The organism is Pseudomonas quercus (genome assembly GCF_012033695.1).
GTDB lineage: Bacteria > Pseudomonadota > Gammaproteobacteria > Pseudomonadales > Pseudomonadaceae > Aquipseudomonas > Aquipseudomonas quercus.
The window spans coordinates 181,855-206,607 of record NZ_JAAVJI010000009.1 but is presented as its reverse complement, the minus strand read 5'-3'; the positions used below and the strand labels follow the sequence as shown (position 1 = coordinate 206,607).

Genomic DNA, 24,753 nt, shown 5'->3' with positions numbered 1-24,753 from the left:
CCGGGCTGCACTACAATACGTTCCGGTACTACGATCCGGAGGTGGGGCGGTTTACCACACAAGACCCGATTGGGTTGTTGGGTGGGGAGAATCTGTACCAGTATGCGCCGAGTCCGGTGGGGTGGGTAGATCCTCACGGACTTTGCAAAAGTAGCGCAAGTGGAGACAAGGGTAGAAATAAAGCTATACACGATTTTGAACAGAATGGATATAAAGTAATAGCAGAAGAAGTAACTATGAAAGTAAATGGGAGCAGAATTCGTGCCGATTTCGTCGTAAAAGGGCCTCAAGGAAATATGCATGTTTTCGAAGTAAAACATAGCTCAGGAAATTTAACAAAAAATCAGAAAGCTGCGAACGTATTTAATATTTCAAATCCAGCAAATATGACCCGACACCTTGGTGGTGGTAAAATTAAACCTTCCAACGGAAAGGTCGCTGTGTTTCAGGTTGATACAAAAAGTGATATAGGTCGAATTTTAGGTGGCAAAGGTGCGGTGCATACTGCTAACTTTAACGTTCTCAGGTATTGGTGAATCATGACATCGCAGAATAGGACATTCTTCGAAAGTGCACTGCTGCACGAGCTTAAGAAGATAGAAGGTGCTGAAAGGGTATCTATTGCCGCTTCTAAGAATAAGCTTAAGTTCAAGTGGGAAAAAAAAGTTGTAGCGGATATTTTTTTTCAGCACTTGGCTAGGGCTGACGCCTATGTGCTTGGAGGCTTAGTATATGGCGGTCCAATATTTGATCACTCCAGCCAGTTCACTCCCCCATATAAGAGTAACCTTCCTAACGATTCCTGCTACTCATTCACAAGCTCAGGTGAGAAAGATAATAGATTCTGTCGGGCTTTTGGGGGAAGCACCAATACCCCGAATGTATCCTCGGCCGAAAATGTATGCATCAACATACGAAAGGTACTTGAAGAATTCTATGTGCCTTCATTTATAAATCGGATTGTGCCTGGCAAGAGAACAATGGAGGATGTTTTGACCTTTCCAGAAGACTACGCGTATCCAGCAGTTTTTGTATTTGCTTCGGCTGCCTTAAAACCCGAGATATTTAATGAAGAAGTCTTTAAAGCTGCCGTTTCGAACAAAAAAGTGATAAAAAATGAGCGTTTTGATATTGCTCTTTTAAGTAGGCTAATGTCTAGTCAATAGTTGCATTAGGCGGGATAACGGTAAAACCTGAGTACAACAACTTTTTCTTCTAGTGCAATGTGTCACTGTGCTATCAGGAACTGAGTATTGATTGAAAGTGCGTGCATAGATACAGCTCGGCTAGCTTCATGCGTAATCTAGCGGCTGGTCGTTGGGATGTCCGATCGCATGCTCTCAACCATTAGCCATAAGCTTAGTGGGAATGGATTCAGTGCTGCGGCCTGTTAGGTCAGTCATGCTCACTACCACATGTGCCGCCGCCACATTACCGATCAAGCTATGCGCGTATCGACAGGGCCGAAGGAGATACCGAAAACCAGGTGTACTACTTCCACACCGACCAGATCGGCACCCCGCTGGAAATGACCGACGCCGAAGGGCAGATCGTGTGGCAGGCCAAGTACCGAGCCTGGGGTGCTATCGATGCCATGGTCGTGAACGAGGTAGAGCAGAACCTGCGCTTCCAGGGCTAGTACTTCGACGACGAGACGGGGCTGCACTACAATACGTTCCGGTACTACGACCCGGAGGTGGGGCGGTTTACCACGCAGGACCCGATTGGGTTGTTGGGTGGGGAGAACCTGTACCAGTATGCGCCGAGCCCGGTGGGGTGGGTGGATCCGCTGGGGTTGTCGACTTGTGGGCCTAACAAAAAACAAGTTATGAGGCCGTGAGTAGAAGAGATGCTTTCAGGCAAGCGAAGCGGGATGCTGGTATACCTAATACGCAAAGCCCTACGGTTGAGAGAGAATATTTAAAAGACGGTTACGGTAACATGGTAAAAAATTCAAAAGGTGCCGTAGTGAAAACTCGTGATTACTACTTTACTAATAATAAGGGCAAAAAAATTATTATTCAAAAGCATAGTATTGGTCACTCCAAAGCTGTGCCTTTAAGAGGGGCAGATCCGCATTTCAATGTAAGGCCAATTGATAGACCTATGACAGGTAATGTTAGAGGTACTCATGGCCACTATAACTTTAACTGGGAGTTAAAATGAATTTACTTGATATTGTTTTTAATAAAGAATTCCTGGTCAAGCTTTTTCCACAAGGTCTGGCTGAAGAGCTAATAGTTGGCCTGATTGAGTTTGATCCTTTTGGCAATACCACTGTCGCTCTGCACACTAGGCAGCAGCCTGCAATGGAAGTGAAAAAATGGGGCAGGTGGGGGGAGAACTATAATACTACAGTCGTAATACTTTCAATTTCGAGAATAAAAGAATTTTCAGTAAGGAATATTTCTGGAGCATTATACTCGAAAGTTGAGCTTGTGGAGGTGGAAGGTGGTTTCAGGCTCGCACAACAATCGGATGGCTGGAGTTTTCATATGGTTTTTGATCATATCAGTTTCGATAGCTGTAGGATTTATATAGATGGAGATGATGACATTTGTGAGTGACTGAATTTTTTCAAAGGATTTAGAGAAAATAGTGAAATCCATCTCAATATCAGGCCAAATGGTAAGTCCGCCAAAGAAAATTTGAGCGGCAGCCATGGGCACTGCAATCGCAGTAGGGGAAAAATGAATTTACTTGATATTCTTGACTGTAAACACTTTCTCGCTAACCTTTTTCCAGAAGGCCTGGATAAAAATTTGATGATAGGTCAAGTGAATTTGAATTTTCTAGGTAATAGCACTGTGTCGCTGCACACTAGGCAGCAACCTGCTATTGAAGTAAAAAAATGGGGGAAATGGGGTGAGGCATACAATGTAATAGTTGTAAAAATTTCAAGCGTTACAGTGAAAGAATTTTCAGTAAAAAATATCTCTGGTGCCTTATATGCAAGCGTAGATGTTCAGCAAGTGGATAATGGTTTTAGACTTACGCAGCGCGCAGATGACTGGAGTTTTGACTTGGTCTGTGGGTATCTAATGTTTGATAGTTGCAGTGTTTATCTGGATGAGCCTGATTGTCAGGTTTATCTGTAAACCCGGTGCGAATAGCGTCACCGGCACTCATGCTCACTATGAATTTAGTTTGAAGGACAAATGAATTTATTTGACGTTATTTCCTATAAAGAATTCCTGGTTAAGGTTTTTCCTAAAGGATTGTCAGGGGATGTGTTGGTTGGGCAAATAGGGATTACCCCCTTCAGTGACACTAAGATTACTGTGCATACTAGGCAGCAGCCTGAGATAGAAATAAAAAAATGGGGGAAGTGGGGCGAAACCTTCAATACCGTGGCCATAGTCCTCGGTAGCGGTACGGTGAAAGGTCTATTGGTAAAAAATATTTATAAGGCATCCTACGCAGCATTGGATGTTCAGAAAGTTGAAAGGGGTTTTAGATTAAAACAAATGTCAGGTGAGTGGGAGATTGATTTTACGGTTGAAGATTTAGTTTTCGATAAATGCATGGTGTACATGGATGAGGCTGATTAGCTTGTAGATTTCAGAGCTTCCGGTTTAGCGCTTTACAAGGCTGGACTAGGTTTAGCTGCCTGGTAAGGATCGTTTGTATGAATATGCGCCGAGACGGATGGGTAGTTGAACCCGCTTGGGTAAAGTTGCATAATTCTCAGTGACAAGGATTTTCCAAGTGAAAAGTCCAAACTTCCCAACGGGGCTGCTGAATTTTACAAATGGCCAATATGGAGTTATCGTTAATAAAAATATAGGCATGTATTTTAATAAAAATGCGAAGGCGGGTGGTGCATTTTTTTCTACATTTCTCCTTGTTCGGCCAGAAGACAGTCTAAAGCAGGTGCCGCTTTGCTGCTTGAATGGAAAAATACTCGGCAGTTTGAAGAGAAGGTGTTAGTTAAAAAAACTTATTTTGAATGTTGATTCGGTGGCGGCGTAAGTAACAAGTTTGGGGTCTATACATAAAGATGGAGTTTATCAACAGGAAAATTGCTACTTCTCGCGAAAAAGAAATGAAAAGACAGGAGCTAAGCGATCTATTGAAAGAAATTTTGGTAGATTTAAGGGGTTTGGAAGCAATTCGTGGTGGTTGCAGTTTGTACTCAATAATTTCCAGCTATGAGGATACACTTGTATGCCTGGCTCACAAACGGTTAAAAAATAATCATATTAAGCATGCTCCCAGAGAGTATCTTGAGGTTTATAATGATTACAAAAATCCTTTGCTTGAGCGAATGGATCTTGCACAGAGAAAAGTCAAGGAATTTATCGAGCTAGACCACTAGCTGTAGGATAGTTTTTCACCAGATTAGTTTGGAACTGTATAAGAAATTTTCTTAAAAGGAGTGTATTGGTGTCAGGTCAATTTATGATCTTGTCACAGTCAATATCATGTGCACCCATTGGCGTTATAGCTTTATTTAGAGGTTTAAATGAATCTGCTTGATATTGTTTTTCATAAAGAATTCCTAGTCAAGCTTTTTCCACAAGGCCTGGCTGAAGTGCTAATGGTTGGCCAGATTGAGTTTGATCCTTTTGGCAATACCACTGTCGCTCTGCACACTAGACAGCAACCTGCACTGGAAGTGAAAAAATGGGGCAAGTAGGGTGAGAGCTATAATACTATAGTCATAATACTTTCTAGTTCAATAATAAAAGATTTTTCAGTAAAGAATATTTCTGGCGCATCATACTCAAAAGTTGAGCTTTCAGAGGTGGAAGGTGGTTTCAGGTTTGCACAAAAACCGGATGGCTGGAGTTTTCATATGGTTTTTGAACATATCAGTTTTGATAGTTGTGAGGTTTATATAGATGGGGCTGATGAGATTTCCATATAGGGCGCCGCGTGTAGTCGGGGGTAGGCGCGATAAGGTTGCCTGGTAACTGGGAAAGCCAGGGCAGATCCGGTTCAAGGTTGAATTTGACGCTCTCGTTTACACACGGCACCAGCGCTCTTACCAAGCAGGTAAGCAGGGCGCTGGCGGGAGAAAAACCGCCCTTTTCAATAGGGCTGATTTGAAAAACGCTGGCCTCAGCGTGGCATGGCATTTTCAGCAGTACTTTTGAAATACCACGCGAGTCACGCGTTTCCCTCCGCCTCTGCCAAGGCCATCTCTACAAAATGCGCCAGTGCCGGGATGTCGGCATTGCGGGCATAGACCAGCGTAATAGGAGCAATCATTCGAGGTGTGGCGTCTCGTATAGGGCAATAGACGACGCTGGCACTGTGGAAACCTCGCATGGAGGCAGGCACCACGGACACCCCTGCGCCGGCGGCCACCAGGTTGATATTGGTCAACATGCGTTCAACTTCGAACGAAACGCGCGGGGTGAAGCCTGCGTGCTCGCACGCCTGAATAAGGTTGCCGTAGAGGCCAGGTGCGCCGTGGGTGCGGACCAGAATGAACGGTTCGTCTGTCAACTGTGCCAGGCTGATCCCGTGCGTTTCACTGTCTTGGTTCAACAGCCGATGCCCTACGGGCAGCACAAGCAGCATGTCTTCTTCGAGGAGGGGGGAGAAAACGAGGTTTTCCGGGTGAGCCACTGGCGCACGGAGGAACCCGACGTCCAACCGTTGCTCAGCCAGTTCATAGGTTAGCTCCCGGGCATTGCCTTCGCTGAGGTTAAGGCTGACACCGGGGTACCGCGCGCGAAACGCACGAAGCAGTGTGGGAATGGCCGGGTGGGCTGCGGCAGAGGTGGTAAAGCCGACGTTAAGGCTGCCGGCGTAGCCTGCGGCTGCCAGGGCGGCATGGCGGCTGGCATCCTGAACCCGGTTGAGAATGTCCCTGGCTTCGGCCAGAAACACTTGGCCACCTGGCGTCAGGTCCACCCCCCTGGGGCGGCGTACAAAGAGTGCAAAGCCCAGCTCCTGCTCCAGTACCTTGATCTGCTGGCTCAGTGGGGGCTGTTGTATGTTCAGGCGCATAGCGGCCCGGGTGAAGTGGCGCTCTTCGGCAACCATTAAAAAGTAGCGCAGGTGTCGCAGTTCCATCGTGCTATGGCCTGTAGGGTAATGAACGCTTAAAAAAGCTTTTCAAGGCGTGGTCGACAGCAAGCTGCTGAAAGCCTTGTCGAGGTTGCCTTGGGCGTTGGCCAAGTTGTTGCGCTTTGTTTTAAGCCACTGACGGTCCACCTCAAGGGCCTGATGGGCCTCGGCAAGCATACGCTTGACCTCCTCAGGTTGCGGGCCACCCGTGCCTTTGCGTGTGTTAACCATCGCCCGTGGCGACAGTGCCGCACGGAAGGTGGCTTCGTCCAGCGGCAGTGTCGCGGGCGACCATTTGTAGTGCTCAGCAGCCTGGGCGTACAGCTTCTGGGCATGGTCGTAAGGGAAGTTTTTGGGAGTAAGGCCGTTGTCGCGTGCTTCCTCCACAATCAACGATGCAAAGCTGTGGCCGATGCGAAAAGGCACTTTGTGCAGGCGTTCCAACGTATCAGCCAGCTCCATGGAGGTGGTCCATTCATTTTCCAGCTCTTCCAGGGCGCGCTGCGGGTTGACCTGCAGCGCATCCAGTACGGCATTGGTGGCACTGAACATCTCACGGGTGGCGTCGAACACGCCCAGGCTATCGAACGCAAATTTGTAGTCGGTCATGCCGGTGGTCACGTTGTGCGCGCGTAAGGTGACCGCTTGAGCCAGGCCTGCCACATCCGAAGCGGCTTCACGGGCACGCATCAACAGCCCAGGGTTGCGCTTCTGAGGCATGGCACTGCTGGTGTAGGTTTTTTCTTCGTCCAGCAGCAGCCACGGGCGGATCTGGTGGTATTGCGTATGAATGTCGCCCACCATCGCACCGACACGGATGGCTGCGTTGGATGCAATATTCACCGCCTCGATAGGTATGTCATAGGTGGAGACCTGGCTGGCATCGAGGGAGTTTTCCCGTACCCCGTCAAAGCCCAATAGCTCGGCCAGGCGCTCCCGGTTCAAGGGGTAGGCTGAATTTGCCAGTACCGCCGTGCCCATGGGGCTGAGGTTCAGGCGCTGGTACAGCTCGTGAATGCGTTGCCCATCGCGCTCAAAGGCGGCTTCGAAAGCCAGTAGATAATGCGCGTAACTGATGGGCATAGCCTGTACGCCGTTGGTATAGGCAGGCACCAGGGTACCGATGTGCTTGTCGGCCAGTACCAGCAGGCGTTGGCGGGTGCTGTTCAGCGCATCGGCCATGGCCAGTACGTCGGTGCGCAGGGTGGCCAATCGGTACGTGGCCAGCATGTCCTGGCGGCTACGGCCGGAGTGAATCAACGACGCTTCAGGGCCAATTTTGTCCGTCATGATCTGCTCCAGTTGCAGCACATCAGTGGGGCGCCTGCCATCGGGCTGGTCGCCTTGGTCGATGGCGTAGCGCACGCCCCCGGCAATCTTTCGGCCCAGTTCCGGGGTCACGATGCCTTCCTCCGTGAGCATCACGATCGACGCCTGGTTGATGCGGTTAAGCCAGGCGAACTGTGAGTCGGCCGGATCACCTGCCAGCTTAGGCTTTTCAACCGTGGCCCCGATCTTCGCGGCCTGTGCAGCGCACTGTTCGGTCGTGGCGCAAGGTACGCCAGCTGTATTGGCTGCATAGGCGCAGTGGCTGCTGAACAGCGCCACAGTGATGGCCAACGGGGTAAGGCGGGTATGGGAGGGCATGGTGGTCGCTCTTGTTATTAGAAGGTTATGACGCTGGAAGGCAGTGCGCCTGTGATGGCCTGGAAAAGCCTACAGAAGCCATTGGCACAGTTGAAATATATAAAAGAGGGGGTGTCGAGACGCTTCAGGTATGGCAACGATCGCTATCGTTGGCCAGGGTTGTGCTAGCGCGGTACGGTCGGCAGCACGTGCCCCTTTGCGCAGGCGCAGCTTTGCGCTTACGAAGTGCCTTACACTCAGGCGGAGTGAATTCGTGTTTGTTGCTTAGGGCATGAGCTCACGACGCTACAGGCTCAGTTTTCGATCTGAATGACCTCGTCGGTCACTTCGTCCAGCTGCCTGATCACTTGATAGATTTGCGCCACTGCCTGGAGGGTAGGCCGAGGGATGTACCGCCCTTCGGCGACTTTGTAGAGCGTACGCGCCAGCCAGATACTCTGTACCACTGGTACCTTTGCGGCCTTGGCCCGTGCAATCAGGTCCAGGGCGTCATTGTCTTCGCCTTTGCAGTGAATGCGCGGCAGTGGGGTTTCACCGGGCCGGTAGAACAAGGCCACGGCGTAGTGGGTAGGGTTGACCACCACCATGTCGGCCTCTTCCACAGGCTGTTGCGGGGGAGCAGAGCTGGGGGCCTGGTTCAGCAGCTCGTGGGCCAGTTGCTTGCGATGGCCTTTTACATGAGGGTCGCCTTCGGACTGTTTGTATTCGTTTTTGATGTCTTCATGGCTCATGCGCAGCTTTTTGGCATGGAAGTACTTTTGCAAGGCCACGTCCAGCCCCGCCAGTACCAGCAACAGGCCCAAGGTGGTACGCAACACATGGCGGAACAGCTCCAGCAGGGCGTGCCAGTACGTGGTGAGGTCGGAGTTGGCCAGCAGGACCAGCACGTTGAGTTCCGGCTTTACCACGGTATACAGCGTGATGGAGATCAGTGAGGCTTTGAGTATGCTCAACAGCAGGTTGGTGACGTTCTGGCCCGAGAACATCTGCTTGGCATGGGAAAACGGGTCTATCTTCTTCAGGTCGAACTTCAGCGCCTTGGGTGCGAACAGGAACCCGATCTGCACCCAACTGCCCACCAAGCGCATCAGTACCGCCACGCCCACACTGCACAGAATGAACCCGCCCAGCAATGTTGCACCGTCCATGGCCACTTGGCCTACCACACTCGCAAAAGGCTGGCCGGTCGCCGCCAGTGCTACCGACAGCAGGCCCTGAAGGCGACTTACGCTGTCATCAGCCAGCCCCAAGGTGATTTCACTTACCACCAGCAACACCAGCAGTTTGCTCAGGTCCTGGCTTTGGGCAACCTGGCCTTTCTCACGCGCATCGCGTAGCTGCTTGGGCGTGGCTTTTTCTGTTTTTTCAGCCATGGCTCAGGGCACCTGTACAAGGTGAAGCAGGAGGGCTTTGACATCTACCAGCCGGGTAATGCGCTCATTGCCCAGCGCCAGCAACGTGGGCAAGTAAACGATAAGAAACGCCAGCCCCGCCATGCTCTTGGCCGGCATGGCCAGGATCGACACGTTCAGTTGCTGGGCGTACAGGCCAATGATCGCTAGCGACGCTTCAATCAGCAGCAACAGGCCTATGAAAGGTGCGGCGTACAGCATCATGTGCTGCAAGGTCTGGTTCAGCTGTTCCAGAAACAGGTCCAGGCCCTCGATGGTCATGGCTGGCAGCCAGGCTGTGGGAGGCCACACTAGGTAGCTGTCCCAGATCACCTGGAGAATCAAGGTCAGCCCCCCCGACAGAATCACCAGCATGATCAGGGTTTCCTGGAACAGCTCACCCAGCGGCGTAGCGTCCGGCCCGAGCGCGGGGTTGAGCTGCCCACCGCTCAGGGCACCGCGCTGGCTGTCCAGCAGCGCCCCTACCGACGCGAACATCCAGAAGGGTGCGTACAGCAGCATGCCCAACAGAATTCCCAGCACGCCTTCCTTGAGCAGCAGCCCGGCGATGGCAATCAGGTTTTCCTGGCTGCTCAGTGCCTGGCCAATCGCAGGGGCCGGAATCATCGCCACTACGATCACCACCGCATAGCGCAATGGGCCTTTCAGGTATTTGAAGCAAAAGGCCGGTACCAGCATCATGCACGGCAGCAGCCGCGCCATGGAGAGCCCAGTACCCAGCATCAGGTCAAACAGGTACTGAGCATCTAGCGGCAGCGGCACCGAGGACACTGCCACCTAATGAGCCCCGCCGGTACGGGCGATCAGGTCAAAGGCCATGTTGATGAACTGGATCAGCTCCACCCCCACCCAGCGCCCGGTCATGGCCAAGGTGAGGCCCACTGCAGCCAGCTTGATACCGAAGGGCAGGGTCTGGTCCTGGATCTGCATCAAGGCCTGTATCAATGACGTGGCGACCCCCACCAATACCGCGACCAACAATGGCGGAGCGGTGAGTATGACCACCAGCACCATGCCCTGCTTGAACAGCGCCAACGCTTCCATACTGCCTCACATATAGGAATAGAACAGGCTGTCGAGCAGGCGTGTCCAGCCGTTGACCAGCACGAACAGCAGCAGCTTGAGCGGCAGAGAAATGGTCATGGGTGACACCATCTGCATCCCCAGGGCCAGCAGCAAATTGGACACGATCAGGTCGATCACAATGAACGGAATATAGATCAGAAAGCCGATCTGGAACCCCGCCTGTAACTCCGACAGCACGAACGCCGGAATGGCCAGCAGCAGGTCGTCTTTGCTGGCCTGGTCGGCCAATGCCTTGGGCCACATGCGCTGGGTGTTGTCCAGCAGATGGGCCGATACGTCAGGGTCGGTATTGCGTGTCATGAAGCCTTGCAGTGGCCCGATTACACCGGCTGCGCTGGCTTGCAGCTTTTCAGTGGAAGACATGTCCAGCGGGCGTGCCTTGACCCGCTCGCTGATGTCATGGGCCACAGGCGCCATCACGAACAGCGTCGCTGCCAAGGCAATACCGTAGATGGCCATATTGGGCGGCACCTGCTGCACACCGATGGCATTACGTGTGATCAGCAAGGTCATGGAAATTTTCAGGAACGCCGTACACACAATCAGCAGGAACGGAATCAGCGACAGCGCACCCAGAAACAGTGCCAGCAGTACCGGGTTCACCCCGTCCATGATCATGGTTGCGACGCCAGCCGGGTGATCTGCAAGCCAAGGCGACCGTCCACGTCCACCAGCTCACCCTCGGCCACAACGCGCTCGCCGTAACACAGGGTCGCCTGGCCGGGCGCTACGCCGTTTATCTCCAGCACGCTGCCGCTGCCCAGTTCGCGCAACTGCCCCAGGGTCAGGGTCAACTGGCCGCACCGAAGGGTCAACGCCAGCGGCAGGTCTGCCAACAGGTCTGGGTCGGCGGCTACTGCCGGCTCGTCGGCATACTTGGGTGACAGGCCTTCATCGTAGCCTTCTTCGTGGTAGCTGCCTTCGTCATAGCCCTCTTCGTTTTGCGTGCCCTCGTCTCCGGCATAGGACGGTGCATCGTACTCATTTTCCTGAACAGCAGCGTCTTCATCGTAGGCGTTCATGATGCAAAGGATTCCTCATGGCTCAAGGTAAAAAAGAGCTGGCTGCCCTGAGCGACAGCTTCGCCGGCCCACTGCCGGCCTGCTAGCACCAGGCTACCTTGGCCTTGCGTATCGAACAGGCATTGCTGGGGCAGCAGTACATCGCCGGGGCGCAGCGAGGCCAACTGCCGGGCGCTGAGTTCGGTGTAGCCCAGTGGCACGGAAAAAGTCACTTCAAATCCCTCGTCGAGGGGGCGCTGCAAGCGTTGCCAACCGGGTACCTGAAGCCATTGCAGCAGGCTTTGCGGGGGCATGCTCAAATAGGCATGCACCTGTTGTTCGCCTGCCTGTACCTCCACCCGGCAATGCACCAAAGGCCCTTCGGGCACGTGAGTGGTCAAGGGCTCCAGTGGCGACAAGCTTCGGGCGATCGAAGGGGCCAGGTGCTGGCCCACAAACTGCCAATACCAAGGCTGGGCCGGCCCTTGAACCACCACCGGGTGTTCGCTCAACAGGCTCAGCACGGCGTCGGCGTCGCTTAGCCACACTGGGCCTACTGCGCTACTCAACCAGAGCCCACGTGTGGAAGGCACGGTCGCCAACGGGTGCAGGCTGAGCGCCCCGGCCCAGTCGCTTATTCGAAACGGTAAGCGGGCACCTGCGCCCAGTGCTTGGGTCGCGCGGGCCACATGGGTATTCACCGAGCGTAGCTTCAGGGGCGTCACAGGGTAGCCTCGTCGTACATTGCCAGTTCCACAGGTTTGCCCAACGCGTCGGCAAACGCCGCTTCACACTGCCGCTCGCGTGGGCGAAGGCGGCGCGCCACGTCCCGGCGGGCAAAACCTAGCTCAATGCGCCATTGCCCTGGCTGCGGGGTAGCCCGTACGTGAACATTACCCAGGTTGGGCATCAGCACGGTGATCTCCAGCCCCTCCGGTGGAGCCTTGCTCAAGTGCTGAGCCAGTGTGCCTATCCATTCCCCTGACGTTTCTTCTGCGGGGGCGGCCCAGGCAACACTACGGTTGCCACCCATGCCTTCATCACCGCTGCGGGCATCGGCAGGCAGAATCAACTGCGAAAAAAAGTGGCTGTCACCGCTGGGTACCGCTTCTGCCTCCCGGCTAAACCCATTGCCTCGCAAGCGCTCGCTTTCGCTGCGACGCGGCGGCGTGGCCAATGCTGGCTTGGCAGGTTCGGGTGCAGGCGCCGGGCTGGCCACAGGGCGAGGCGGTGAAGGCGGGCGTTGTTCAGCTTTCATCAGCGATGGCCTCCGCCAGGCACGCAAGTTTTTCAGTGGCACGCTGGGCAGCTTTGGCACTGCGCTGCGCATCGAGTACGGCCTGCTGCTGTGCCACTACGGCGCGTCGCTGTTGTTCGATGCCTTGGCGCAACCGTGACAGGTGATCGAGCAGCTTACGTTCCTTGTATTGCCAGCGGTCCATGTCCTTGAGGGTCATGGCCTGGTTCAAGTGTTCTGTAGCCATGGCCTGGCGCTGCACGCCTTTACGTGCGGTTTCGTCCGTCAGCACGTCTTTGGCCTGCGTCAGTTGCTCCTGGCCGGCTTCAAGGGTTTGCTGTGCCTGGCGCTGAGCGCGCTCGGCACGGGCCTGCCGGTGTTGGCGCAGTGGGTTCAGCACGTGAATGACATGCTCTAGCGCTACGCGGTCTGGATCTTCCTGCAGGGCATCGTCGTCCATGGGTCACTCCGGTAGCTGCGCGGTCAGTTGCATCAGGGCGTACAGAGTATCTTCCAGTGGCACAGGTTCCCTAAGGTCCTGGCGCAGAAACGCATTGATAGGCTCGTGCAAGGCCACTGCGCAGTCTGTGACCGGATCGTTGCCCGGTTGGTACTCGCCCAGGCGCAAGAGCATTTCTACCTGCTTGTGCGCCGCCATCAGCCGGCGCAAACGGTTATTGGCCTGTTGGTGCTCGCGCCCGGTCACGTTGCTCAGGATCCGGCTGATGCTGGCCTGTACGTCGATGGCTGGATAGTGCCCCCGTTCTGCCAGCTTGCGCGACAGCACGATATGGCCGTCCAGCAATGACCGTACTTCGTCGGCCACCGGGTCGTTCATGGAGTCCTGCTCGATCAACACGGTGTACAGGGCTGTGATAGAGCCCACTTCGCTCATGCCTGCACGCTCTACCAGCCGTGGCAGCAACGTGTACACGGAAGGTGGCAGGCCGCCACGGCCCAGCGGTTCACCGGCGGCAATACCGATCTCGCGTTGGGCACGGGCGAAGCGGGTAAGGGAATCGAGCAACAGCAGCACCTTCAGGCCTTTGGCACGGTAAGCCTCGGCAATGGCCGTGGCAGTGAACGCCGCACGGGCGCGTTCCATACTGGAGCGGTCCGACGTGGCACACACCAGTACCGAGCGCTGCCGCAGGGTCTCGTCCAGTTCGTGGTCGAGAAACTCGCGCAGTTCCCTCCCACGTTCACCAATCAGCCCGAACACGATCACATCGCAGTCCATATTGCGGGCCAGTTCCGCCATCAGCGTAGTCTTGCCGCAACCGGCACCCGCGAACAGGCCCACACGCTGGCCTTCTCCCAGCAGGATGGCACTGTCGATGGCGCGCACACCGGTGGGCAGGGCGCGGGTGATACGCGGGCGCTGGGTCGGGGGCAGCGCCTCGGAAATGACCGGCACCGTGTCGCGGGGGTCGTTAGGGCCGGCAAAGGCGCCTTCGGTGCCCACCAAAGGGCGGCCGAAGCCATCCAAGACATTACCCAACAGGCGCTCGTCGACGCCGATGCGATGCGCCATGCCCAGCGGGCGTATGCACGCATTGACCTGAATGCCTTCTGGCGTGCCCAAGGCACTGAGCAGCGTGTACTCAGCTGTGAAGCCCACAATCTCTGCCAGGATGGTACTGCCATCGGCCTTGCTTACCTCGCACAGCTCACCGATTTCAGCAGCTGGCACCTGGCATTGCAGCAGAATCCCATTGACCGCGCTCACCCGCCCGCTGGCACGCACCGCCGAGAACCGTTCCAGGCGCTGGGCATGCCCGGCGGCCCATTGCTGCAGAGCGGCATTCACCAGCGCACCTCATAGTGGCGATCACCCTCGAATTCCACTTTGCCGTCGTCGATGCGCGTCAGGCGCAGGCCCTCAAGGGCATCGCCGATATACAGGCGCTTGCCGTCAGCGGTGACCAAGTGCGCCTGAGGCCCCGACAGGATCTGTACGATCACGAAGGGCAGTGCTGAACCGGCGGCGCCCACTTCGTCGATCAGGGGTACCGCGCTTTCGAAGCTACCTTCGAAACGCTGCAGCATGCGTTGGTACACGGCGCGTGTGTCTTCCTGCAGGCTGCCGGTCAGTATCAACCCCTTGGGGGTGGCTTCCACATTGATGTCATTGAGCAACCGATCGCTAAGCATGGTCTTGAGCTTGAGCCGGGCTTGTTCGGCGCTCAGCCGGGTACGTGAGGACGTAGCCACGGCCGGAGCTGATGTGTTGGCAGTGGCATGGCTGACCGGGTGCGCACCGGCCATAGAGGGTTCCAGGGGGGCTGCACTACGGGACAGGCTCCAGGCGCTGCCGACCACACCGATCAACACACCGGTGATCAGCAACGTGGCGCGGTTGAACACTGACCGCCGTGCCTTAGGCACTGGCGTGGGCGCCACGGGCTCGGTTTCACCGGTATTCTGGGCTACCGGCACAGGTACGTTGGGCCAAGCGGCCTCGGCAGGCGTGACCGCCAGCCACACCGACCCCAACACGAACGGGCTGCCGGGTGCCAGGGCAGTCACGGGGTGGGCGTGACCTTCTTCATCCATCACCGCACCGTCTTCGGCGTTCAAGCTCCAGTGTTCGCCGCTGCGTTCCAGGCGGCAATGGCGCTGGGCAACGCCGGGGTCGTGCAGTGCCAGGTCCAGTGCTGCGTCCGAACCGATCAGCCATTGGTCGCCTATCAGGGGCAGCGCGGCGCCTTGATGCAGGCCGGTCAATACGCGCAATTCAAACATTTCGTGTGACCTCACGTCAGGCGGCATAGGGGTTTTCCAGCGCGTCCATTTCTTCTTCCAGCTCGAAACGGCCCATCACTTTCACTTGGGAGGTGGCGCCGATTTCGGCATACGACATCACCGGTACATGGTGGAATTCTTCCTGCAACAAAGTGCGCAAAGGGCTGCGCAGGTCTTGGGCTACCAGCAGAACGGCTTTTTCCTTGGCCCGTACCGGGAATGCCAGGTGCAGCTGCTGCACCAGCAACTGGCTGGTTTCGTTACCCAGGGCAAAGAAGGTTTCAGTCTGGGTCTGGCGCAGGCCATCGCGCAGCACGCCTTCGCTTTCCGGCGTCATGAGCCACACCTGCAAGCCGTCGTCACCGGCATACTGGTGGTACAGCTGGGATTTCAAGGCGATACGCACGTAGTCCGTCAGCGCAGTCACCTCCCGCTCGTACTGGCCATGTTCAATCAAGGTTTCGGCGATTACGCGCACCGAGCGCAGGGGGACGCATTCGGAGGCCAGCCGTTGCAGTACTGCAGCAAAACGGGCCAGGGGTACGGCCCGTTGCATTTCCTGGGCAACTTCGGGTTGCTCCGATTCAAGCCAGCTCAGAATGGCCCTGGCTTCCTGCAAGCCGATGAACTTAGGGCCGCAGGCATGCAGGGCTCGCTCCATACGTTCGATGATCAGGGTATGGGCACTGACAATGTCTGGGTGCGCCTCCATGTCGGCAACCGTCTCGCTGGGCAGCCAGAGCCAATCGGCCTCCTGACGCTCAGCCAGCCCTGCAACGGCCTCATCGGCCTGCTGAGCAAATACATCAGCGGGCACCGCCGTGTGGCTATGTGTGAAGGTGGCTCGTACCAGCGGAACTTCGTACACGTTGAAGCGAAACTCATCCGGCGCCAGGTCGTTAGAGTGCTCGATGACGAAGGAGGGCAGGGTAAGCCCATACTGGACCACCAGGCGGTTGCGCCGCTGACGGATTTCGGTCACCAGCGCCTCCACGTGCCCCTGGCTCTGGGAGGGGTGGAATTGCAACACGAACTGCCGGCTGGGCGAGAAGGTACGCAGGTCTTCGTGGCCGTTGAATTCAGGTGCTACCGCTTCAGCATCGCCGATGGCTGCCGAAGGGCGTGCCCGGTACAGCTGCAACGCACCGCCCACGCCACAGATGATGGAAATGACGATAAACACGGCGGTAGGCATGCCGGGCAGGGCAGCGAAACCCAGCATGGCTACGGCCGCGATGATCCAGGCCTTGGGCTGGCTGGTGATCTGCTCAGCGATTTCCCGGCCGATATTGGTAGGCACGCCCCCGTCATTGTTGGGTACGCGGGTGATGACGATACCGCAGGTAACTGAAATCAGCAGTGCCGGGATCTGTGCGATCAGGCCGTCACCAATGGTGAGTACTGTGTACAGCTGCAAGGCATCACCGGCTGACATGCCGTGCTGCACCACACCGATGGCGATGCCGCCGATCATGTTGATGGCCACGATGATCAGGCTGGCGATGGCGTCGCCGTTCACGAACTTCATGGCCCCGTCCATGGCCCCGAACAGTTGGCTTTCTTTCCCCAGTTCCGAGCGGCGCGTACGGGCTTCCTGAACAGTGATCAGGTTGGCACGCAGGTCGCTGTCGATGGACATCTGCTTGCCAGGCATTGCATCAAGAGTGAAGCGTGCGCCCACTTCGGCCACACGCTCCGAGCCCTTGGTGATCACCAGGAAGTTCACCACCGTAAGGATCATGAAGATCACCATGCCCACGGCCAGGTTGCCCCCCACCACGAATTGGCCGAAAGCTTCCACGATGTGGCCCGCATCCTGGTTCAGCAGAATCAGGCGAGTGGTGGAAATCGATAGGGCCAGGCGGAACATGGTAGTGAGCAGCAGCACGGCCGGGAATGTAGAGAACGCCAGGGGTCGGGGCAGGTGCATGGCCAGCATGATCAGCAGGCAGGAGATACAGATGTTGATGGCGATCAGCACGTCCACCAGCCCAGTGGGCATGGGGGTGATCATCATGAACACGATCGCAATGACTACGAAGGCGCCAACGATCTCTGAGCGGCGCATAGCCGCCAGGGCCACGCCATTGAGTAGGTTGATTACGCGTTCCATAAAGCGCTGTTCTCCTGGATAAGCTTTTGTTCCTCAGCCGTCATGAGGGTGCCGAGTTTGAGGAGGTTGTCCTGGGCGGCGTGGTAGTTCTTGACAGCGCCCCACAGCGGCCTATGTACCTTGTAAAGCAGAATGTTCCTGATCCCGTTCAGGCACGCCAGCTGATCGCGCAGGCGCTTGCCGCCAATCAGCTCCAGCAGCGTGCGAGTATTTTCAATTGGCATCTTGTGCCCCGCCAAAGCGAACAGTTGATGCAGCAAGGCAACGCCTTCCACTCGTAGCTCAGGGTTCTTGCTGCGCATATGGGTCAAAAGATCTTCACAGGCGCGCTTGAGGGTCGCCACATGGGTGGCTGTGGTCATCCCGTGCATCAATGGTCGGGTTTGCGCCTTTGCATTGGCCGCTGCTGCAGAGGCGATGTCCTTGGCCATCTTCGACTGCACTTCTCTAAGCGAGATGTCGGACTTACCGTGCTCGCGCATGTCTTCCAGCAAAGCTTCCAGTAGCCCGATCACGTTATGCGGGCCGTCGACCGCAGCGTTGTACATCGCCTCCTGGGTGTCGCCTCTGGGGCCTGTGGCGCGCGCGCGCCCTCCTCGAAGGGTGGCCTTGCGGTTATATCTAAGCGCACGAGACACATCCTTGCGCATCTTCTGCGCCATCTCGCGCAGCTCGTTGCCCTCTTTGGGTTGTCCCTCCTGATGTGCTTGTCGAGCGGCCTCTTGCAACCATGACCAGGCTACGCCTACATCCCCCTCAGACTCCTGCAGTACACGAGCGGCGATGTTTTGGTAGGTCGGGGCTGCGAGCCCAGGAAGGTTGCGAAGGTCGCGACGCAAGTCGCGCACCTTCGTGTCTACGGATTTTTTATAAGCTGCATTGAGCTCGCGGCTGATCTGGCTGGATTGCGCCGCCTGCGACCTCAGGCCATTGAGGGTTCTTGCCTGATCCCGCTGGTCATGGGTATCGGCCTGTTGTACAAGCGACGCATCATCTTTCAGGTCACCCAGCTTCTGATCGGCCAACGTCTTGGCGGCCGCATCTCCTGTCCCTGGCCGCAAGTTGGCAGGTGTAGAAGGAGGCGGCACCGGTGACAGGTGGCTGGTCTGCGGTATGACGGGAGGGGCGATTTTCATAGCGCGCTTCTGCTCAGGTGATACGCCTGAGTGGTCGAAGCGCTAGGCCGGTTCCATGCGCGCTACGCGCAGAGCGTTTGTGCAAAACCTCGCACCTGGCCATGCAACATTTTGCAAAAACTTGCCCTAGATAACACTGTTTCGAAAGGTGAATATCTTTTAAATCAATTGTTTATGAAACATTCTTCATATGGCACAACTATCGCAATACAGCTAGGGACACTTCTCCAATAAAAGGTAAGTTCCCATGCAAACGAATTGCGTACTCGGCAACGGTGCTCATACCCAACCGGCCAGCGCTATCCGTCACCTGACCTCTGACCAGGTACAGATGCTGCGTGCCTTCATTCACAAGCGCGTGATGAACCCAGACGATGTGGACGACCTTTTGCAAGGCACCTTCCTTGAGGCCATCCGTAACGAGCACAAGTTCCAAGGCACTAGCAAGCCTCAAACCTGGCTGTGTGGGATTGCCCTGAACCTGATCCGGAACCACTTCCGCAAAATGTATAACCAGCCTTACCAGGAAAGCTGGGAAGAGCAGGTGCATTCGGATGGGCACCCCGGCCGTGACATCGGCCATCAGGTAGATGGCCATCGCCAGTTGGCGCGTGTGGTGGTCGCCATTGGCCAGCTTTCGACCCACATGCAGCAGGTGATTGAAGTGAGCTTGGAGATGGATGGCAATTACCAAGACACCGCTTCGTCCCTGGGTGTACCGATCGGCACGGTACGGTCGCGCCTCTCCCGCGCACGTGAGCAACTCAAACGGCAGATTGGCGCTTCGATCTGAATGGCCGGCATACGGAGCACTCAAGGTAGCGACGCTGCAATGCGCTGATTGATCCAGGCATGCGTACGGGCTACTACCTCATTAGCCATGGCTGTGGGGAAGTGAATAAAGCCATGGGGCGCGCAAGGCACGAGGTGGGATTCTACGGGGGCCGACGCCCCCCACTGTTCGGCAAGCATCAAGGTGTCATCGCGCAGAGGGTCAAGTTCACCTGCGAGCAAGAGTGCAGGCGGCAGGCCATTGAAGTCCCCATACAGGGGTGACAACGGGGCTTGCGCGCGCTGGGCATCGGTCAGGCCTGGCGTAAGCCTGCGAAACGCAGCCACCATACCTGGCCCATCCAGCACCAAGGTGTCTGGCTTGGCAGCTCGCACGCTGGGCGTACCCATGAAGTCGTATACGCCGTAATACAGTACCGCGCCGCTCACGCGCTGCAACAGGCTCGGCCATTGTTTGAGCGCCAATAACGTTGCGGCCGCCAAGTGCCCACCGGCTGACTCGCCCACCAGAATCACCGGCAGGCCCACGAACTCTGGGTGTTCCTGGCTGAGCAGTGACCGGGCCGCAGCGAGGCAGTCCGCCAGCAGGCCTTCAATGGGGGTTGAGGTCGCCAGCCGATAATCCACGGACACCACCGTCACCTGGCAGGCGTTGACCATGGCCACGTTGAGGTCGTCGTTCATCTGCGCATTGCCGATCACCCAACCTCCGCCATGAATATCGATCACCAGAGCACGCGCTGGGCCATTGGGCCGAAGAATGCGCACGGGTACTTGGTGGCCTTCACAGCTGAGCACCTGTCTTTGAGCATGCAGGCCATGCCGTGCCAGCTTGGTGGCGCTGCGCAGTTGCCCCATGCGTAGCAATGCCTGGATGGCCAGGGGCGTAAAACGGTTGCGAATACGAAACCTGGGCAGCCAGGCCAGGGTTTTGTTGAAGCGGCGCGCTTGCGCCAAGGTGTGCTCACTCCAGTGCCACGGCGTTTCGTTTTCCACGGGTGTCCCTCTCGTTTGGCCGGCCCGGAGCACCAGCGGCTGTTTTGGTATAGAGCGTACGGTCGCACCCGCCGTTCGTCCGGGTTCATGCATTACGCAGGAACGGTGCTAGTGAAAGAGGGCCACATTCCCTGCTTGTTCGTTAACTGTGGAGGACATCATGAAAGCAATCGTTTACAACGGCCCACGCGACGTCAGCGTTCAGAACGTGCCCGATGCCAGGATTGAGAAACCCACGGACGCTTTGGTCCGCATCACCACCACTAATATCTGCGGCTCAGACCTGCACATGTATGAAGGCCGTACCAGTTTCGAGACGGGTCGCGTGCTGGGCCATGAAAACATGGGGGAGGTGGTCGCCGTAGGCCAAGGCGTGGATCGCGTAAAGGTGGGTGATCGTGTGTGCCTGCCGTTCAATATCGGCTGTGGTTTTTGCGCCAACTGTGAGAAGGGCCTGACCGGGTTCTGCCTGACGGCCAACCCCGGCAGTGCAGGGGCGGCCTATGGTTTTGCAGAGATGGGCCCCTACCAGGGCGGGCAGGCTGAGCTGCTGCGCGTGCCCTATGCCGACTTCAATTGCCTGGTACTGCCTGAGGATGCCCAGGAAAAGGAAGACGACTATGTGATGTTGTCGGATATTTTTCCCACTGGCTGGCATGCCACTGAACTGTCTGGCCTGATGCCGGGCGAGAGCATTGCTATCTATGGCGCGGGCCCGGTGGGCCTGATGGCTGCCCATTCGGCCATGATCAAAGGCGCGTCCCAGGTGTTTGTAGTGGACAATCACCCCGACCGCCTGAAATTGGCGGAGAAGATGGGCGCCATTGCCATCAATTCCCTCGAGAGCGAGGCCGTTGAGCAGATCCTGAATCACACCAACGGCCAAGGCACAGACCGCGGCTGCGAATGCGTGGGCTACCAATGCTGTAACAAGCACGGCCATGAAGCCAACCACTTGACCATGAACAACCTGGTGGCATCGACCAAACCTACGGGTGGTATCGGCGTAGTGGGCGTGTTCGTACCTCAGGACCCCGGCGCCAAGAGTGACCTGGCCAAAGAAGGCAAGATGGCTTTCGACTTTGGTTCGTTCTGGTTCAAGGGCCAGTACATTCGCACCGGCCAAGCCAACGTGAAGCAATACAATCGTCGCCTGGCCGAACTGATCCATCATGGCCGTGCCAACCCTGCGCAGATCATTTCCCACCGTTTGAGCCTGGCTGAAGGCCCAGAGGCGTATAAGCACTTCGACGCCCGAGATCAAGGCTGGACCAAGGTGGTGCTCAAGCCCGCCGCCTGACCACGTCGCTGCCCCGGCCATCGAGCGCAGCCGGGGTAGCAGTGCTTATTCTTATCAGCTGCTATGCAGTACCGCCCACACCCATAGGGCACCCACGCTCGTGCCTGCAGTTTTGCGGATAGAGCCAGACTATGAAGTTTTATTTAAAAAATAATTGGTGCACCAAGGAATTTTCTCATTAAATTGACGCCAAATTGTTGATGGCCTGGAGCCATCCTTCCCAGGCTTCGATTCCCATGAGCATTCCTATGAACAACTCCCTTTCTTTGGCCACACGTATCGGCTTAGCGTTCGCGGCGGTGGTGTCCCTGATCGTTGTTATTACGGCGGTCGGCATCCAGCGCGTGAGCGTGATCGACCACACCTTGTCCAACGTCAGCCAGAACGCAGCGCTGGTGCAGCGCTATGCAATCAACTTCCGTGGCAGCGTTCACAACCGCGCTATTGCTATTCGTGATGCGGTGCTGGTCAACAATGACCAAGACTTGGCCACGCACTTGAATGAAGTACGGCAGTTGGAAGCGGTGTATGTGGAATCGGCCAAGCCCATGGACCAGTTGTTCGCGGACCGCCCTGTGACCGCCCAAGAGCAGAGCCTGCTCACGGCTATCAAGGACATCGAACGCAAAACCCTGGCCTCTTCTGGCGAAGTGGAGGCCTTGCGTCGTTCCGGTGATATCGCCGGTGCCCAGGCCCTGCTGCTGAACAAGGCCTCGGCTGACTACAGCGAATGGCTCAAGCGTATTAACGCCCTGATCGATTTCGAAGAAGCTTCCATTCATGGCCACCTGAGTGATGTGCAGCAGACAGCAGGGCAGTTCAGCTGGCTGATGCTGGTGTTCACAGGCGTAGCCCTCTTGTTGAGCATTGTGCTGTCCACGTTGATCATTCGCTACGTGAAACGGACCCTGGGTGCAGAGCCTGCGGACGTGGCACACGCCATTCGCCGGTTGGCCGACGGAGACCTTAACCAGACCATTACCACTCGTTACCCTGATAGCGTGATGGACGTGCTAGGCAAGGCCTTGGCCAACCTGCGCGGTACCATTGGCCAGGTACGCCTTGCGGCCTCGCAGCTCAGCCAGTCGTCCGCACAGCTTCAAACGGCGTCGTCGAGCAACAACGAGCAGATCAGCCTGCAAACCTCCGAAGCCCAGCAGATTGCGGCCGCCATCACGCAGATGGCGACCACTACCCATGAGGTCTCGGGGTATGCCGTACAGGCGGCCAGCGCCACGCGCCAGGCTGACACTCAGGTAGAAGGGGGCAACCAGATGGTAGCCGCCAGCGCAGTGGCCATTGGTGAACTGGCGCAGATTCTGGAGCAGACCACCTCCACCATGGAGCGGGTAACCACTGACAGCGCGCGCATCGAGACCGTGATCGAGGTGATCAACTCTATTGCGGCACAAACCAACCTGCTGGCGCTCAACGCGGCCATTGAAGCGGCCCGTGCTGGCGAGCATGGCCGAGGCTTTGCAGTGGTGGCTGACGAAGTGCGGTCCCTGGCCAACCGCACGCAACTGTCTACTCAGGAAATTCGTGACATGATCAGTGTGCTGCAGGAAGGCACGCAGAGCGCGGCCAAGGCCATGCGCCACAGCTGTGAGCTGGCCGAGCGCTCGGTCGAGCAAACCCGTCAGTCCCAGCAGGCACTGGACAAGATCAGTGTGGAAGTGGGGGCCATTAACGACATGAACGCCCAGATCGCCAGTGCCTCCTCGCAACAGACCGCCGTGGCGGAGGAAGTGGCCCAGAACATCACCCGTATCCACGGCTCCACCCTGCAATCGGCGTCGGGCTCCAAGGAAGTCGCGGCCTCCAGCCAGGCGCTGGCTAAATTGGCAGACCAGCTCACTGATAAAGTCGCGTTCTTCAAGATCGCCTGAGGCTTGGTCACGGTTTGGCTCATGGTTGAGGTAGCATGCTCCGTCGCTTTCCAAGGAGCCTTACCATGAGCCGCCGCTTGATCCTGATGTGCCTGCTTGCCTTACCCCTGCTGCCTGCTGAAGCGGCTAAAAAGCCCGACCCCAAACCACAAGCCAGCCTGGGCATCACGCCAGCGGCGCTACAGGCGGGCGTTAAAAAATACATTCAGGAGGAAGCGGACTGCCGCTCGGTCAGCTTTGGCGAGGCCAAGACGTTGAAAAAAGGCGCCAGGGTACGGCAGCGGCTTGAGCGGGACGGGGCACAGGTGGACATGACCCTGGATGTGTCCAAGGCCGGTAATGTGTCCAACGCCCGCTTTGCCGCACCCACCAAGGACCCCGCCCATTTGACGGTGATGCTGTGTGCTACCTATGCGGTGATGCGCACTTTGCAGCCCAAGGGTCAGGCACTGGATAGCGCTCGCACCACGGCCTTGGACGTATGGCAGAAGGCGCAGCAACAGAAGGTACAGGTGCCGTTTGCTTCCCATCAGTTCAGGGCACAGATGCAGCCCTTTGAGCTGAACGTGTTGTAGCCGTGAGCGCCAACTGTGTGTTGGCAACGTGCGTCATGGCAGCGCTGGCGTGGAGCGGGCTGCCACGCTGTGTTGCCATGCCCTCAGCCCATACACGGCCAGTACGATAAAACCGGCGTACAAGGCCGCCGTCAGCGGCAGCGCCTTATAGTAGTACAGCCCGGTATACACCAGGTCCAAGGCGATCCATAGCCACCAGCTGGCAATGTACTTGCGAGCTGCCCAGTAACTGGCAACCAGGCTGTAGGCGGTCAATGTGGCATCCAGCCAAGGCACCTCGGCATCCGTGAAATGGGCCATGCCAGCGCCCAGCAACAGGGCTAGTAGCCCGCCTATCACCAGGCTGACCAAGGCCACGTGTAGGGGTAGCCGATCCACGTGCACACGGCCTTCGTCCATTCGGCCCGCCCGCCATTGCCACCAGCCATAGCCTTGCATGAACACAAAGATGACCTGCAACAGCATGTCTGAGTACAGCTTCACATCGTAGAAAATCCAGACATACAACAGCACGGCAATGACATTCACAGGCCAGCACCAAGGGGTGCGCCGGGCGGTCAGCCATACGCCGAGCACGTTAACCAGCACGGCAAGTATTTCCAGGTTGGACATGACGGTTTCCTTAAGACGTTTACGGTGCCTGGCGCTAGAAAGCAGGGCACTGCCTAGTATGAGGGCGAACATACCTTCTGAACCGCCTTTATGCCCACTCCCGTTGCGAACAACCTACAAAATGTACGCACGTAGTCAAGAAATGCGCACAGCGGTCGATAGCCAAAGGTTGAATACGCACGCCCAGCACC

At 56.6% G+C, this 24,753-nt stretch carries 28 protein-coding genes and 2 pseudogenes; 14 read left to right on the top strand and 16 right to left on the bottom strand.

Translation table 11 applies throughout. The features are described 5' to 3' along the window. The 9 genes and pseudogenes from HBH25_RS15840 to HBH25_RS15800 form a co-directional block, all read left to right on the top strand. Positions 1-536 (top strand): RHS repeat-associated core domain-containing protein (locus HBH25_RS15840; RefSeq protein ID WP_168084900.1); only part of this gene is annotated, 536 nt, incomplete at its 5' end. Between the two features lie 3 nt (positions 537-539). Further along, positions 540-1,166 carry a hypothetical protein gene (locus HBH25_RS15835; RefSeq protein WP_168084899.1) on the top strand — a complete coding sequence of 209 codons (627 nt, stop codon included), beginning with the start codon at positions 540-542 and terminating at the stop codon, positions 1,164-1,166. Positions 1,167-1,393: 227 nt separating this feature from the next. Beyond that, positions 1,394-1,801, top strand: a pseudogene (locus HBH25_RS23105) (RHS repeat-associated core domain-containing protein); the annotation flags it as partial. A gap of 35 nt (positions 1,802-1,836) precedes the next feature. After that, entirely contained in the window at positions 1,837-2,166 is a 330-nt protein-coding gene (locus HBH25_RS23100; RefSeq protein WP_168084898.1) for an HNH/endonuclease VII fold putative polymorphic toxin, read from the top strand. Continuing rightward, positions 2,163-2,567, top strand: a complete 405-nt coding sequence (locus HBH25_RS15820; protein ID WP_168084897.1) for a hypothetical protein — start codon at positions 2,163-2,165, stop codon at positions 2,565-2,567. Before HBH25_RS23100 ends, HBH25_RS15820 begins: the two co-directional genes overlap by 4 nt. Positions 2,568-2,690: 123 nt before the next feature. Further along, positions 2,691-3,098, top strand: coding sequence for a hypothetical protein (locus HBH25_RS15815; protein WP_168084896.1), 408 nt, complete (start codon positions 2,691-2,693; stop codon positions 3,096-3,098). Between the two features lie 60 nt (positions 3,099-3,158). Further along, positions 3,159-3,551, top strand: a complete 393-nt coding sequence (locus tag HBH25_RS15810) for a hypothetical protein (protein ID WP_168084895.1) — start codon at positions 3,159-3,161, stop codon at positions 3,549-3,551. 449 nt (positions 3,552-4,000) lie between these two features. Further along, a complete protein-coding gene (locus HBH25_RS15805) occupies positions 4,001-4,318 on the top strand; it encodes a hypothetical protein (protein WP_168084894.1) in 318 nt (105 codons plus the stop codon). A gap of 147 nt (positions 4,319-4,465) precedes the next feature. Beyond that, the gene (locus tag HBH25_RS15800) at positions 4,466-4,639 is read left to right on the top strand and encodes a hypothetical protein (protein WP_168084893.1); all 174 of its coding nucleotides are present in this window, start codon (positions 4,466-4,468) and stop codon (positions 4,637-4,639) included. Positions 4,640-5,112: 473 nt separating this feature from the next. Here the strand turns inward: HBH25_RS15800 and HBH25_RS15795 are convergent, their stop codons facing one another. From HBH25_RS15795 to HBH25_RS15730, 14 genes are all read right to left on the bottom strand, one after another. Then, entirely contained in the window at positions 5,113-6,027 is a 915-nt protein-coding gene (locus HBH25_RS15795) for a LysR family transcriptional regulator (protein WP_168084892.1), read from the bottom strand. A 42-nt stretch (positions 6,028-6,069) separates the two neighbouring features. Beyond that, the gene (locus HBH25_RS15790; RefSeq protein ID WP_168084891.1) at positions 6,070-7,668 is read right to left on the bottom strand and encodes an argininosuccinate lyase; all 1,599 of its coding nucleotides are present in this window, start codon (positions 7,666-7,668) and stop codon (positions 6,070-6,072) included. 293 nt (positions 7,669-7,961) lie between these two features. Then, positions 7,962-9,041, bottom strand: coding sequence for a type III secretion system export apparatus subunit SctU (gene sctU, locus HBH25_RS15785; RefSeq protein WP_168084890.1), 1,080 nt, complete (start codon positions 9,039-9,041; stop codon positions 7,962-7,964). 3 nt (positions 9,042-9,044) lie between these two features. Continuing rightward, positions 9,045-9,836, bottom strand: coding sequence for a type III secretion system export apparatus subunit SctT (sctT, locus tag HBH25_RS15780; protein WP_168084910.1), 792 nt, complete (start codon positions 9,834-9,836; stop codon positions 9,045-9,047). A gap of 21 nt (positions 9,837-9,857) precedes the next feature. Beyond that, a complete protein-coding gene (gene sctS / locus HBH25_RS15775; protein ID WP_168084889.1) occupies positions 9,858-10,124 on the bottom strand; it encodes a type III secretion system export apparatus subunit SctS in 267 nt (88 codons plus the stop codon). 6 nt (positions 10,125-10,130) lie between these two features. Next, positions 10,131-10,784: a type III secretion system export apparatus subunit SctR gene (sctR, locus tag HBH25_RS15770; RefSeq protein WP_168084888.1), complete on the bottom strand. Its 654-nt coding sequence runs from the start codon at positions 10,782-10,784 to the stop codon at positions 10,131-10,133. Beyond that, a complete protein-coding gene (locus HBH25_RS23590; RefSeq protein ID WP_324616902.1) occupies positions 10,781-11,188 on the bottom strand; it encodes a FliM/FliN family flagellar motor switch protein in 408 nt (135 codons plus the stop codon). Before HBH25_RS23590 ends, sctR begins: the two co-directional genes overlap by 4 nt. Next, positions 11,185-11,892, bottom strand: coding sequence for a type III secretion protein (locus HBH25_RS15760; RefSeq protein ID WP_168084887.1), 708 nt, complete (start codon positions 11,890-11,892; stop codon positions 11,185-11,187). The genes HBH25_RS23590 and HBH25_RS15760 overlap by 4 nt, the downstream gene beginning before the upstream one ends. Then, positions 11,889-12,425, bottom strand: a complete 537-nt coding sequence (locus HBH25_RS15755; protein WP_168084886.1) for a type III secretion system HrpP C-terminal domain-containing protein — start codon at positions 12,423-12,425, stop codon at positions 11,889-11,891. The genes HBH25_RS15760 and HBH25_RS15755 overlap by 4 nt, the downstream gene beginning before the upstream one ends. Further along, complete coding sequence (gene sctO, locus HBH25_RS15750; protein WP_168084885.1) at positions 12,415-12,864, bottom strand: type III secretion system stalk subunit SctO; 450 nt, start codon at positions 12,862-12,864, stop codon at positions 12,415-12,417. The genes HBH25_RS15755 and sctO overlap by 11 nt, the downstream gene beginning before the upstream one ends. Before the next feature lie 3 nt (positions 12,865-12,867). Further along, on the bottom strand, positions 12,868-14,214 hold the full coding sequence (locus HBH25_RS15745; protein ID WP_168084884.1) for a FliI/YscN family ATPase: 1,347 nt from the start codon (positions 14,212-14,214) through the stop codon (positions 12,868-12,870). Next, a complete protein-coding gene (locus HBH25_RS15740; protein WP_168084883.1) occupies positions 14,211-15,149 on the bottom strand; it encodes an FHA domain-containing protein in 939 nt (312 codons plus the stop codon). Before HBH25_RS15740 ends, HBH25_RS15745 begins: the two co-directional genes overlap by 4 nt. 16 nt (positions 15,150-15,165) lie before the next feature. Further along, positions 15,166-17,262 carry a type III secretion system export apparatus subunit SctV gene (sctV, locus tag HBH25_RS15735; RefSeq protein WP_168084882.1) on the bottom strand — a complete coding sequence of 699 codons (2,097 nt, stop codon included), beginning with the start codon at positions 17,260-17,262 and terminating at the stop codon, positions 15,166-15,168. Continuing rightward, positions 17,250-18,398: a hypothetical protein gene (locus HBH25_RS15730; protein WP_168084881.1), complete on the bottom strand. Its 1,149-nt coding sequence runs from the start codon at positions 18,396-18,398 to the stop codon at positions 17,250-17,252. Before HBH25_RS15730 ends, sctV begins: the two co-directional genes overlap by 13 nt. Before the next feature lie 247 nt (positions 18,399-18,645). Here HBH25_RS15730 and HBH25_RS15725 point away from each other — a divergent pair, with 247 nt between their 5' ends. Continuing rightward, the gene (locus HBH25_RS15725; RefSeq protein WP_168084880.1) at positions 18,646-19,191 is read left to right on the top strand and encodes an RNA polymerase sigma factor; all 546 of its coding nucleotides are present in this window, start codon (positions 18,646-18,648) and stop codon (positions 19,189-19,191) included. A gap of 20 nt (positions 19,192-19,211) precedes the next feature. On the opposite strand, the gene HBH25_RS15720 is transcribed toward HBH25_RS15725, so the two are convergent. Continuing rightward, a complete protein-coding gene (locus HBH25_RS15720) occupies positions 19,212-20,186 on the bottom strand; it encodes an alpha/beta fold hydrolase (protein ID WP_324616901.1) in 975 nt (324 codons plus the stop codon). A gap of 160 nt (positions 20,187-20,346) precedes the next feature. Between HBH25_RS15720 and HBH25_RS15715 the strand changes: the two genes are divergently transcribed. From HBH25_RS15715 to HBH25_RS15705, 4 genes and pseudogenes are all read left to right on the top strand, one after another. Next, positions 20,347-21,486, top strand: a complete 1,140-nt coding sequence (locus HBH25_RS15715; protein ID WP_168084878.1) for a glutathione-independent formaldehyde dehydrogenase — start codon at positions 20,347-20,349, stop codon at positions 21,484-21,486. Between the two features lie 200 nt (positions 21,487-21,686). Next, positions 21,687-22,244, top strand: a pseudogene (locus HBH25_RS23815) (MCP four helix bundle domain-containing protein); the annotation flags it as partial. 72 nt (positions 22,245-22,316) lie between these two features. Continuing rightward, positions 22,317-23,375: a methyl-accepting chemotaxis protein gene (locus HBH25_RS23810; protein ID WP_420708497.1), complete on the top strand. Its 1,059-nt coding sequence runs from the start codon at positions 22,317-22,319 to the stop codon at positions 23,373-23,375. A 65-nt stretch (positions 23,376-23,440) separates the two neighbouring features. Then, on the top strand, positions 23,441-23,950 hold the full coding sequence (locus HBH25_RS15705; RefSeq protein WP_168084876.1) for a hypothetical protein: 510 nt from the start codon (positions 23,441-23,443) through the stop codon (positions 23,948-23,950). Between the two features lie 33 nt (positions 23,951-23,983). On the opposite strand, the gene pnuC is transcribed toward HBH25_RS15705, so the two are convergent. Continuing rightward, complete coding sequence (pnuC, locus tag HBH25_RS15700) at positions 23,984-24,562, bottom strand: nicotinamide riboside transporter PnuC (RefSeq protein ID WP_168084875.1); 579 nt, start codon at positions 24,560-24,562, stop codon at positions 23,984-23,986. Positions 24,563-24,753 lie beyond the last annotated feature (191 nt).